Below are 11,752 nucleotides of genomic sequence, written 5' to 3' on the forward strand. Positions count from 1 at the left end.
CCAGCGCCGGCCGTGGGCCAGCGAAGCGTAGAGATGGCGCTTCAAGTCGGTCTCTGCAGCGTGCTTGGGTTAAATGCCCCTCGTTGGGGGGCTATCCGGGCCTCGTGGCCTCTGGGGTAATGCCGCAAGGGGCCGCAGCCCCTTGCATTCAATGTATTACAGGTCTTTCAGGATGCTGGCGCGTTTTTGCTCGTATTCAGCATCATTGATCAGACCATTGTCCTTCAGCCGCTTGAGCAGTTGCAGGCGCTCTTCGGCCTTGCTCAGCGGTGCCGCTGGCAAAACCGGCACGGCTACCGGAGCGGCAGGTGCTACCGCAGGCGGTTTGGCGGCGCCGGGCGCAGCCTGGAAGGTGGTCGACGGTGCAACGGCAGCAGGCGCCGCCGGGGCGGACGTACCCTGCGCAACCGGTGCGGCCTGGAAGGTGGTCTTGGGGCCGACGGGGGCGAACTTCACATCACCGTTGGGGCGAGTCGCGAGGCCGGTTGGGATATCCAGGCTGAGCCAGTCCGGACGGTTGTTCACGCGCTCTGCGCCGTTACCGGGGATCAGCTCACAGCTGACGTCATTGACCGGTTTGATACGGCTGCCGTGGTTGAGCGGACGGCTGCGCTGGTAGGGCATGTCCATGGGCTCCCCGCACATACCGATCAGGAGATTGAGGCGGTTATTCTCGACGAACAGGCGGCCGGCGTTGACTACACGTGGGATCAGCAGAAAGCTACCCGGGCGGTAGGAAGTGCCAAACAGCACATCGTCGCCAGCCTTGGACTTGTTGAAGACAGGGATCAGCCAAGTGGAGAGCCGCTTGACTTCGTCTTCAGTGAAAAAGGGAACGGGATCCTTGTTGGCTTCCTTCTTGTAGAAGTGGGCCAGCAGGTTTTGAAGCTGCTCGGGGGAGAATGTGACCGGGTGCTGGTTGTTGGCGTTGACCGCGTCCAGCTTCACGTAGTCGTCGGTTTCCGACCAGGAGGTGGTGGTCTCGGACGCGAAAGCCGACGTCGCCACGCACAGGCCCATCAGTGCGGCGCCCAGGCGTGCGGTAAAAACATGCTGCATGCGTATCTCCATTATGTTGTTGCCGCGAGCAAGACCGCCTTTATATCGCAAAGCCTCGCTCCGCGCATCGTGGCTAGCCCTGATCGCTGGCGCCGGCTAGCTGCGCAGCGCCTGTTTTATGTATTCGATCAAGCGGTTGGTTGAGGCGTCGTGATCCTTCGCCGTGGCCTCGCTTTTCAGTTCTGCTTCAATGGTTTTGGCGAGCTGCTTACCCAGCTCGACTCCCCACTGGTCGTAGGAATTGATACCCCAGATGGTGCCCTGCACGAAGATCTTGTGCTCATAGAGCGCAATCAGGCTACCTAGCGTGGCTGGGTCCAGCACGTCCAGCAGCAGGGTATTGCTCGGCCGGTTGCCGGCAAATAGCTTATGCGGCACCAAGGCTTCCAACGCTGCGCCCGTGAGGCCCTGCTGCTGCAATTCCTGGCGCACCTCCTGCTCGTTCTTGCCGCGCATCAGCGCCTCGGACTGGGCCAGGAAGTTGGCCAGCAGGATGGTGTTGTGCTCCTTGCTGCTCCTGGGGTTGTGCACCGCCGCGATAAAGTCGATCGGTACGAGCTCCGTGCCCTGGTGCAGCAGCTGGTAGTAGGCGTGCTGGCCGTTGATGCCGGGCTCGCCCCAGATCACCGGGCCGGTATGGTAGTCGACCGGTTGTCCGTCGAGCCGTACCGACTTGCCGTTGGATTCCATGTCCAGCTGTTGCAGGTAGGCGGGCAGGCGGTGCAGGGGCTGGTTGTAGGGTGAGATCAGCTGGGTGCTGGCACCCATGCCATTGATGTACCAGATACCCAGCAAGGCCAGGATGACCGGCAGGTTCTGCTCCAGCGGCGCACTGGCAAAGTGCTCGTCCATGGCGCGGGCACCGGCGAGCAGGGCCTGGAATTGGGCCGGGCCGATATAGAGCAGGATGGGTAGGCCGATGGCCGACCATAGCGAATAGCGTCCACCCACCCAGTTCCAAAAGCCGAACATATTGTCGGTGTCGATACCGAAGGCCGAGACGGCCGCCGCATTGGTCGATACCGCCACGAAGTGCTTGGCAACGGCGGCCTCTTGACCGGCGGCTTCGATCAGCCACTGCCGGGCGGCCCGGGCGTTGGTCAGCGTCTCCTGGGTGGTGAAGGTCTTGGAGGCGACAATGAACAGCGTCGTGGCGGGGTCAAGCTTGGCCAGCACGCTGGCGAGCTGCCAGCCATCCACGGTCGAGACGAAATGCATATTGAGGTGCTGGGCACCAAAGTCCTGCAGTGCCTCGCAGGCCATGAAGGGACCCAGGTCCGAGCCACCGATGCCGATGTTTACGACATCGGTGATCGGCCGGCCGTTGTAGCCTAGCCAGGCACCTGAACGAACCCGCTCGGCAAAGGCACCCATGCGCGCCAGCACTTCGTGCACGGCTGGCACCACGTTCTCACCGTCCACCTCAATCCGGGCGGAGGCTGGTGCACGTAATGCCGTGTGCAAGACGGCACGTTGCTCGGTGCTGTTGATCTTCTCGCCACCCAGCATGGCCTGCCGGCGTGCTTCCAGGCCACTGCTGCGGGCCAGCGCAAACAGCGCAATCCGGGCGGCTTCATCCAGCCTGTTCTTGGAATAATCCAACAGGATGCCGCAGGCCTTGAGGCTATAGCGCTCGGCTCGTCGCGGATCGTTGGCGAAAGCTTCCCGCAGGGACTGGGTCTTGAGCCTGTCGGCGGCGGCAAGGACGGCTTGCCAGGTAGGGTTGTTGGTCAGCGCGGTCATGGTACTCAGCGTTCAGTAAGACGGTTTGGGCTGGCCGAGCCAGCCCTGCGGCTGTCGGCTTGCTTCAGCGGTCTTCGTAGCCGCGTACGCGGCGTTCCTTCAGGTTGCGCTTGATCTTTTCCAGCTGGTCGATCAATTCCGGTCCGCGTCGTAGCGCAACGCCAACGGCCAGGATGTCAATGACCACCAGATGGACGATACGGGTGATCATGGGCGAATACAGGTCCGGGTCTTCCGGCGTATCGGCATACAGCGTGACATTGCAACGCTTGGCCAAGGGTGAATTCGAATGGGTGATGCCGATCACCTGGGCGCCGGCTTCGCGCGCCAACTCGACCGAACGGATCAGATCGATGGTCCGCCCGGAATTGGAGATCGCCACCACCGCATCGCCGGCCTTCAGAAGCGATGCCGACATCCCGTGGATATGCGGGTCGGAATAGGAAATGCAAGGCACGCCCAGGCGGAAGAACTTGTGCTGGGCATCCTGGGCCATGATGCCGCTGTTGCCAAGGCCGTAGAACTCAATCTTGCGCGCCTTGGCCAGGATATCCACCGCCTGTTCGATGGCGTCCGGGTTCAGCTCATTACGGGTCCGCATCAAGCTGGAAATGGTGTTGTCGAACAGTTTGGCGGCGAGGTCATGGGCGGTATCGCTCATTTCCACGGCACTGTGCACATAGGGCACACCAGATACCAGGCTGCGGGTCAGGCGCAGCTTGAAGTCCTGCAGGCCGGTGCAATCGACCGAGCGGCAAAAGCGGATGACCGTAGGTTGCGATACCCCAGCCATCTCGGCGATCTGCGCGATAGGCGCATGGGCAACGAAGTTGGGCTGGGCCAGCACCAGTTCAGCCACCTTGCGCTCGGACTTCGACAGCTCCTGCAACAGCGATTTGATCTTTTCCAGCATGTTGTTTTCGTCTCCCCGCTATGGTTCTTCTGCTTAGGCCGCCTTGCGGGCTGCCAAGGCATCGAGCGCGGCCGCGGTACCGCGCAAGGCTGGGTTGCTGGCGACAATCACGTAGCTTGGTACGGCCGCCAGATAGTTGGAAAAACGGCCCTTCTGCTCAAAGCGCTTGCGGAAGGGCGAGGTGGCGAAGTAGTCGCCCAGCTTGGGCACGATACCGCCGCCGATGTAGAGACCGCCTCGGGCTCCGAGCGTGACCGCCAGGTTGGCGGCGGCGGTGCCGAGCATGCCGCAGAAGGTATCGACCGTCTCGCGGCACAGCGGGCAGTCGCCGGCAACGCCCCGGCGGGTGATATCCGCTGCGTTCAAGCCTTCATCCTGCTGCTGGTTGAGCTCGGCCAATGCCTTGTAGATATTGACCACGCCGGGGCCAGACAGCAGGCGCTCGGCCGAAACATGACCAAACTCGCGGCGCAGGATGCGCAGGATTTCGTCTTCCTTGTCATTGAACGGCGAGAAGGAAACATGACCACCTTCGCCCTGGATCGGAATCCAGCGGCTGGCCTCGCCTGGCTGGTGGGCCGGAATCAGACCGGATACACCCAGGCCGGTACCGGCGCCCAGCAGGGCGATAGGCAAATCGGGGTTGCGCTCGCCGCCACCCACCTTGACCAGTTCGTCCGCACCCAAGAGCGGCAGGCTCAGCGCCAGGGCGGTGAAATCATTGATCACGCTCAATTCAGCCAGCCCCAGCTGTTGCTTGAGCTCGGTCTGGGAGAAGGCAAAGTGGTTGTTGGTCATCTTGACCAGATCGTCCGCCACCGCGGTGGCAATGCCGATGGCTGCCCACCGTGGCTTGATGCCCAACGGGCCCAGATAGTCCTGAATCGCCTCGTAGAGGCCCGGGTAGTCGGCGCAGACCAGGTTGCGCTCGTCGCTGATAGCGCCACCCGCCGTGTGGATCAAAGCCAGGCGGACATTGGTGCCGCCGACATCGGCCAGCAGGCGGGGGTAAGAAAGGTTGTTGCTCATGGCCTCAGGCTGCCCAGTAAACATGTTGCGAGCCCTGGGCGGCATCGAGCACGCGCGCGATGGGTAGGCGCTGCTCGGTGTTGGCCATGGCTGCTTCGAAGATGCTGCGTTTCTTGTCGCCAGTCAGGTGCACCAGCACCTTGCTGGCCTTGGCAATGGTAGCCAGCGTCAGGGTGATGCGGGCATAGGGTGCCGTAGTCGGATTGACAGCAGCCACCAAGGCAGGGTTGTCCAGCGCGGCGGCTTGTTCAAGCTCGCTGGAGCAAGGAAAGAGGCTGGCGGTGTGGCCGTCCTCGCCCATACCGAGCACCAGTACGTCAAAAGGCTGTGGAATCGCGGCAAGGCGTGCATTGATGGCAGTGCAGCCTTGTTCGGGCGTTGCGTCACCGCTGTAGAGGCTTACAAAATGGGCGGCCTCCACTTGGTACTTCAGCAGGTTCTCGCGCACCAGTCGCTCATTGCTGTCGGCATGGTCGATGGGCAGCCAGCGGTCATCCACCAGCGTGATCCAGACCTTGCCCCAATCAAGCCGCATTTGCCGCAGCTGCTGGAACATGCCCACCGGCGTCTTGCCGCCCGATACCGCCAAGCTGGCCGCCCCGCGCGTCGCGACCGCATTTTCCAGCGTCGCGGCGATCTCCCGGGCTAGGCAGATGTCCAGGTCGACGCGGGAATCGTATTCGTGAAGGGTCGGTTCAGCCATATAAGTCTCTTTGCTTGCCATGGTTTTCGCGGTTTCAACCGGCCGCTCGCCGGTACCACGAAAAATCGAATGTCGGGCGGGTGGCCCGACATCCGTCACTGCATCAGGGGTCAGCCTTCCTCGTGCCAGCAGAAGCCGTCACGGGAGAGCAGGGCGGAACTCGCTGCCGGCCCCCAGCTGCCGGCGGTGTACTGCTTGGGCGTTTCGTCGTTCTGCTCCCAGGCATCCAGGATAGGCTCGACCCAGCGCCAGGCTTCGTCGAGTTCGTCGCGGCGCATGAACAGCGTCAATCGGCCGCGGATCACGTCGGTCAGAAGACGCTCGTAGGCGTCCGGGCGACGGGTCTTGAACATCTCATCGAAGTCCAGGTCCAGGTGCACCTGCTTGAGCTTCATCTGGTCGCCCGGCTGCTTGGCCAAGAGGTACATGCGCACGCTCTCGTCCGGCTGCAGCTTGATCACCAGGCGGTTGCTGGTGGTACTGGCCGGCATGGCGAAAATCGAATGCGGCACCTGGCGGAAATTGATCACGATCTCGGCCAGGCGGTCCTGCATGCGCTTGCCGGTACGCAGATAGAAGGGCACACCAGCCCAGCGCCAAGTGTCGATCTCGGCCTTGAGCGCCACAAAGGTCTCGGTCGTGCTGTTGGGCGAAATGCCGGGCTCTTCCTGGTAGCCGATGGCGGGCTTGCCGTTGCTGGCACCAGCCTTGTACTGGCCACGTACCGTCTTGGTCGCCACTTCCTGCGGGCCGAAGCGACGCAGGGCGCGCAATACCTTGAGCTTTTCATCGCGTACGGCATCCGGGTCGGCGCTTGCGGGGGGCTCCATGGCAATAAAGCACAAGAGCTGTACCAGATGGTTCTGCACCATGTCGCGCAGGGCACCGGCCTTGTCGTAAAAGTCGCCGCGACCCTCCACGCCAACCTGTTCGGTCACCGTGATCTGTACATCGCTGATCCATTCGCGGCGCCACAGCGGCTCGAAGAAGGTATTGCTGAAGCGTAGCGCCAAGAGGTTCTGCACTGCCTCTTTGCCGAGATAGTGGTCGATCCGGTAGATCTGGCTTTCTTTGAAGAACTTGCCGACCTGCGCATTGATCGCCTGCGAGGAGGCGAGGTCATGGCCCAGCGGTTTTTCCAGTACGACGCGCGAACCGCCTTTATTCAGCCCGACGGCGGCGAGATTCTCGCAAATACCGGCAAACAGATTCGGGGCGGTGGCGAGATAGAAAACCCGCACATGTTCGGGGAATTCATTCAGCTTTTCGGCCAAGGCGGCGTATGCCGTCTTTTCGCCGGCATCGAGCTTGAGGTAGACGAGTCGGCTGGCAAAGCTGGCCCAGTCGCTTTCCTTGAAATAGCTGCCCAGGTATTGCCGGGCGGCTTTTTCTGCGACGGTGAGGTAAGAGGCGTGGTCCGGTTGGCTGCGGCCGAGGCAGAGGATGCGGCCTTGTTCCGGAAGGTTGCTGTCTTGATGCTGGTGGTAAAGGGCTGGCAACAGTTTGCGCATCACCAGATCGCCCGTGCCGCCGAACAACACCATGTCGAAGGGCTGAATAGCACTCATCCCGTTAGTTCCTTCGGTGGGTATAGCAGTTGGAATAAGGCTGGCCGCTGCCAGTTTTTGAAACAATACTACTTTTGCATGGGCCTCGCAATGTAGTTTTGTTAGATGTATTAATGCGCCATCCCCGTGCTGCGATGCAACATTAAGGTGCACTTATTCACCCGGATTTTCACTTTCCCTACGGATGGGCACCTTGTTGGTGCGGCTTAATAGCAACAGACCGGGCGTTTTAGTGCAAAAATTCAGGGGGCTTTCTTGCCTTTTGATTGTAGTAAAACTACCATCGGCAGCAATACAGGCTCGTTGCCTACCCAACAATAATTAATCCAAGTAAGCGCTTTTTGCTTAGAACCCTAGCGTAGCCAGTGCCTGTAATTCGGGTACGGGGAGTCTTGATGAGTCTGCATCCGCGCCTGGTCGAGGTGACCGAGCGAATTCAAGAGAAGAGTCGTCCGACGCGTGATGGCTATCTCGGCCGCGTGGCCGCCTGGGCCGCCCGCGAGCCGGTGCGTAAAGGCTTGTCCTGTACCAATCTCGCCCATGCCTTCGCCGCCTCTCCGGCGGGTGACAAGATCATGCTGCGTGAGCAGCGCCAGCCCAATATCGCCATCGTGTCGGCTTATAACGACATGCTCTCGGCGCACCAGCCGCTGGAAGACTACCCGGCCATCATCAAGGCTGCAGCTCGCGAAGTGGGCGCAACGGCACAATTTGCCGGCGGGGTGCCCGCCATGTGCGACGGCGTGACCCAGGGCCAGCCTGGCATGGAGCTGAGCCTGTTCTCGCGCGACGTCATTGCCATGAGTACCGCGGTGGCCTTGTCTCATCACATGTTCGACGCCACGCTGTGCCTGGGTGTCTGTGACAAGATCGTGCCTGGCCTGATGATAGGTGCGCTGCAGTTTGGCCACCTGCCTACCATCTTCGTGCCGGCAGGTCCCATGACTTCGGGGCTGGAAAACAAGGAAAAGGCCCGCATCCGCCAGTTGTATGCAGAGGGCAAGATCGGCCGCAAGGAGCTTTTGGAAGCCGAGGAGAAGTCCTATCACGGCGCCGGCACCTGCACCTTCTATGGCACCGCCAACTCCAACCAGATGCTCATGGAAATCATGGGCGTGCATCTTCCTGGTAGCGCTTTTATCAATCCAGGTACGCCGCTGCGGGCGGCCCTGACGGCCGAGGCGGCTCGCCGGGCTGCGACCATCACTGCACTTGGTCAGAACTACACCCCGCTGGGCCATGTGATCGACGAGAAAGCCATCGTCAACGGCCTGGTCGGCCTGATGGCCACCGGCGGCTCTACCAATCACGCTATCCATTTGATCGCCATCGCCCGCGCTGCCGGCATCGTGATCGACTGGACCGACTTCGATGATATCTCCGCGATCGTGCCACTGCTGGCCAAGGTCTATCCCAATGGCGCAGCCGATGTGAATCATTTTCACGCGGCCGGCGGCATGGGTTACCTGATCGCCCAGCTGCTTGATGCTGGCTTGTTGCACGACGACGTGAATACCGTCATCGGCAAGGGTTTGCACCGCTATGCGGCCGAGCCGGTGCTGGAAGGTGGCAAACTCGCCTGGCGCGACTCTCCCAAGGAAAGCCAGGACGCCAAGGTGCTCTCCCCGGTGACGGCGCCGTTCCAGGCCGATGGTGGCTTGCGCCTGTTGGCCGGCAATCTGGGGCGCTCGGTGATCAAGGTGTCGGCGGTCAAGCCCGAGCACCGCGTGGTCGAGGCGCCTGCCGTGGTGTTCGATTCGCAAGACGATCTGATCGCCGCCTTCAAGCGCGGTGAGCTGGAAAGAGACTTTGTCGCGGTCATCCGCTTCCAGGGACCTCGCGCCAATGGCATGCCGGAACTGCATAAGCTCACCCCTTCGCTGGGCGTGCTGCAGGACCGTGGCTTCAAGGTGGCGCTGGTGACCGATGGCCGTATGTCCGGTGCTTCCGGTAAGGTGCCCGCTGCCATCCATATCACTCCCGAATGCCTGGCCGGTGGCCCCTTGGCCAAGGTCTGCAGCGGCGACGTGATCCGGCTCGATGCCGAGGCTGGCGTGCTGGAGGCCAAGGTGGACGCGGCTGAGTGGGCCCGCCGCGAGCTGGCGACCGCTGATATGACGGGTAATCAATATGGCTGCGGCCGGGAGCTGTTTGCGGTATTCCGCCAGGCAGCCACCGGTGCGGAGCAGGGCGCCATGAGTTTCATGCTGCCGGCTTGAAAGATAGAGACATGAATATTCGCGACATCATGCGTGCATCCCCGGTCATGCCGGTCATCGTCCTGGATAGGGTCGAAGATGCCGTTCCTTTGGCCCGTGCCCTGGTTGCCGGTGGTATCCGCGTGCTGGAAGTGACCCTGCGCACCGCCGCCGGCCTCGCGTCGGTGAAGGCTATCGCGGCCGAAGTGCCGGAAGCCATCGTCGGCGTAGGTACGGTTACTCGGCCCGAACAGTTTGCCGAAGCCAAGGCGGCCGGTGCGGTGTTTGCTGTGACGCCGGGCCTGACTGAAGAGTTGGCACTGGCTGCCAAGGCAGCGGGCATCTCACTGTTGCCTGGGGTGATGACGCCCTCCGAGGTGATCGCCGCCTTGGGTTGGGGCTTTGACGCCATGAAGCTGTTCCCCGCTGAGCAGGCCGGTGGCCTCGGTATGCTGAAGGCCATGAATGGCCCCTTCGCCGAGGTGTTGTTCTGCCCCACCGGCGGCGTAACGCTGGAGAGCGCACCTAAATTCCTGGCCCTGCCCAATGTTGCCTGCGTAGGCGGCTCGTGGTTGGTACCCAAAGACAAAATAGCTGCTGGTGAGTGGCACATCGTCACCCAATTGGCACGTGAGGCAGCAGCATTAAAGTAAAACGGGCCTGGCGCAGCCGCCGGTACAGGTGGCGCGGTGGTCCTAGGTATTACCCAAGCAGTGGTGGTATCACGCCCTCGCAGAAGGGCGGCAAATTTACCCGGTAACGGCTGTACAGCCGGGATCGGTTCAGGCGTAGCAAGGCGGCCCATCTCTCCGTAGGGTACGCCGAGCACGCCCCTCCCGCTCCGCGGGAGGCATGGTGTTGTTGCACCAGATCGGCCGCGCAAGCTGTCGGTTTTACATCCACCAAACGGAGAGGAGTGATCCGATGAATCGCAAGAGCAAGCTGTTTGCTGCCCTCGTGGCAGCGTTCGCGGCACAGGCTTCCATGGCTGCCGCAGTCGACTACCACGGCTATATCCGTACCGGTTCCGGCGGCGCTTCCGAAGGCGGTCGTGAAGTGTGCTTCGGTTTGTCCAGTGGCGCCCCTGCCTTCGGTGGCAAGGTGGCTAACGCTGGCCGTCTCGGCAACGAGTGCGAGACCTACGGCGAACTGGCGCTGGATGCCAAGCTCGGCGAGAGCGACGGCATGAACTTCACCTTCCACCAGATGCTGGCCTTCGTGACCCCGCAAAAGGGTGACTGGGAACAGTTCGAGCCGTCCTGGCGTCAAGTCTGGGCTGAAGCCAGCAACATCGGTAGCGGCGCACTGTCCAACGCCAGCCTGTGGGCCGGTAAGCGTTTCTACAAACGTCATGACGTGCACATCACCGACTTCTTCTGGTCGGCCGACACCGGTCCTGGCGCTGGTATCGAAAACATCGACCTGGGCTTCGGTAAGTTCTCCTACGCCATGATGCGTAACAACAATGAAGATATTAAGGCCGTGACCAACCACGACCTGCGTATCGAGGGCATCGACACCAACCCCGGTGGCTCGATCGAGCTGGGCCTGAACCTGGTGGGTAAGAATGCCGCCAAGGATGCCAATGGCAACAAGCCTGATGGCAAGAACGGCGCAGCCTTCACCATTGCCCACACCCAGGCTAATCCCTTCGATCTGGGCGGCTTCAATAACCTGGTGTTCCAATACGCCAAGGATGCAGCCAACCTCGACCAGTCGGCCAGCTTCACCAATGACAGCAAGAAGTCCTGGCGCGTGATTGAACACCTGGTGTTCGAACCGAAGAATAGCGACTGGAACGGCGCCGTCTTCGTTGGTGTTGGTCAGCAGGAAACCAACGGTGACAAGGCCAAGACCTGGTCGGTCGTGGCTCGTCCGGTCTATCACTTCACCCAGAACTACAGCCTCGCTTTTGAAGCTGGCGTGACCTCGGTCAAGCCGGGTGATCAGTTTGACCCGAACAACCCAGGCAAGAACGATACCCAACGCCTGGCCAAGTTCACTGTTGCTCCGCAACTGTCCATGGGCAAGGGCTTCTGGGCGCGTCCGGTCCTGCGTGCCTACTACACCTACGCCAAGTGGAACGATGCTGCCAAAGCAGCTTCCGGTGGCGTGGCTCGTGACCACAGCAATACTGCTGCCTACACCAACAAGACCAGCGGTTCGTCCTACGGCGTGCAGATGGAAGCCTGGTGGTAAGTCGATACTGACTTGACTGCTGCATGAACCCTGGGGGCAACCCCGGGGTTTATGACCAGGTTGGGGCGGCTTTGCCGCCCTCTCTATCGGGCTGCGAATCCGGTCGTTTCGGCGTGTTGCGTCGAAACGAGCGGTGTTGCCGCTTATCCTCTCGGCGGACGGTATGACTAGCAAGAAAAAGCACAACGACTGGTGGCGCGGTGGCGTCATCTATCAGATTTATCCCCGTAGCTTTGCAGACAGCAACGGTGACGGCGTAGGCGATCTGGCCGGCATCTGCGAGAAGTTGCCCTATGTGGCCAGCCTGGGCGTCGACGCCATCTGGATCTCGCCCATCTTC

10 protein-coding genes are annotated in these 11,752 nt (G+C 61.4%); 4 read left to right on the top strand and 6 right to left on the bottom strand.

Annotation, left to right across the window (positions count from 1 at the left end; translation table 11 throughout):
- Nucleotides 1-156: 156 nt before the first annotated feature.
- The 6 genes from VIM95_RS11270 to zwf form a co-directional block, all read right to left on the bottom strand.
- Nucleotides 157-1,059, bottom strand: a complete 903-nt coding sequence (locus VIM95_RS11270; RefSeq protein ID WP_331985673.1) for an SHOCT domain-containing protein — start codon at nt 1,057-1,059, stop codon at nt 157-159.
- Nucleotides 1,060-1,155: 96 nt separating this feature from the next.
- Nucleotides 1,156-2,802, bottom strand: coding sequence for a glucose-6-phosphate isomerase (gene pgi / locus VIM95_RS11275; RefSeq protein ID WP_331985675.1), 1,647 nt, complete (start codon nt 2,800-2,802; stop codon nt 1,156-1,158).
- A 64-nt stretch (nt 2,803-2,866) separates the two neighbouring features.
- Nucleotides 2,867-3,715: a transcriptional regulator HexR gene (gene hexR, locus VIM95_RS11280; RefSeq protein ID WP_331985677.1), complete on the bottom strand. Its 849-nt coding sequence runs from the start codon at nt 3,713-3,715 to the stop codon at nt 2,867-2,869.
- A 33-nt stretch (nt 3,716-3,748) separates the two neighbouring features.
- Nucleotides 3,749-4,744, bottom strand: coding sequence for a glucokinase (locus tag VIM95_RS11285; RefSeq protein WP_331985679.1), 996 nt, complete (start codon nt 4,742-4,744; stop codon nt 3,749-3,751).
- 4 nt (nt 4,745-4,748) lie between these two features.
- Complete coding sequence (gene pgl, locus VIM95_RS11290; protein WP_331985681.1) at nt 4,749-5,447, bottom strand: 6-phosphogluconolactonase; 699 nt, start codon at nt 5,445-5,447, stop codon at nt 4,749-4,751.
- Between the two features lie 110 nt (nt 5,448-5,557).
- Nucleotides 5,558-7,015 (bottom strand): glucose-6-phosphate dehydrogenase, encoded by a 1,458-nt coding sequence (zwf, locus tag VIM95_RS11295; protein WP_331985683.1) that lies wholly within the window; start codon nt 7,013-7,015, stop codon nt 5,558-5,560.
- A gap of 395 nt (nt 7,016-7,410) precedes the next feature.
- On the opposite strand from zwf, the gene edd reads away from it, so the two are divergent.
- The 4 genes from edd to VIM95_RS11315 all read left to right on the top strand — a co-directional run.
- Entirely contained in the window at nt 7,411-9,234 is a 1,824-nt protein-coding gene (gene edd / locus VIM95_RS11300) for a phosphogluconate dehydratase (RefSeq protein ID WP_331985685.1), read from the top strand.
- 11 nt (nt 9,235-9,245) lie between these two features.
- The gene (gene eda, locus VIM95_RS11305) at nt 9,246-9,866 is read left to right on the top strand and encodes a bifunctional 4-hydroxy-2-oxoglutarate aldolase/2-dehydro-3-deoxy-phosphogluconate aldolase (protein ID WP_331985687.1); all 621 of its coding nucleotides are present in this window, start codon (nt 9,246-9,248) and stop codon (nt 9,864-9,866) included.
- A 271-nt stretch (nt 9,867-10,137) separates the two neighbouring features.
- Nucleotides 10,138-11,412, top strand: a complete 1,275-nt coding sequence (locus VIM95_RS11310; protein WP_331985689.1) for a carbohydrate porin — start codon at nt 10,138-10,140, stop codon at nt 11,410-11,412.
- A gap of 163 nt (nt 11,413-11,575) precedes the next feature.
- Nucleotides 11,576-11,752, top strand: a 177-nt coding sequence (locus tag VIM95_RS11315) for an alpha-amylase family glycosyl hydrolase (RefSeq protein WP_331985695.1), incomplete at its 3' end; no start/stop codon positions are given.

Origin of the sequence: Chitinimonas sp. (assembly GCF_036568685.1) — a bacterium.
Lineage (GTDB): Bacteria > Pseudomonadota > Gammaproteobacteria > Burkholderiales > Chitinimonadaceae > Chitinimonas.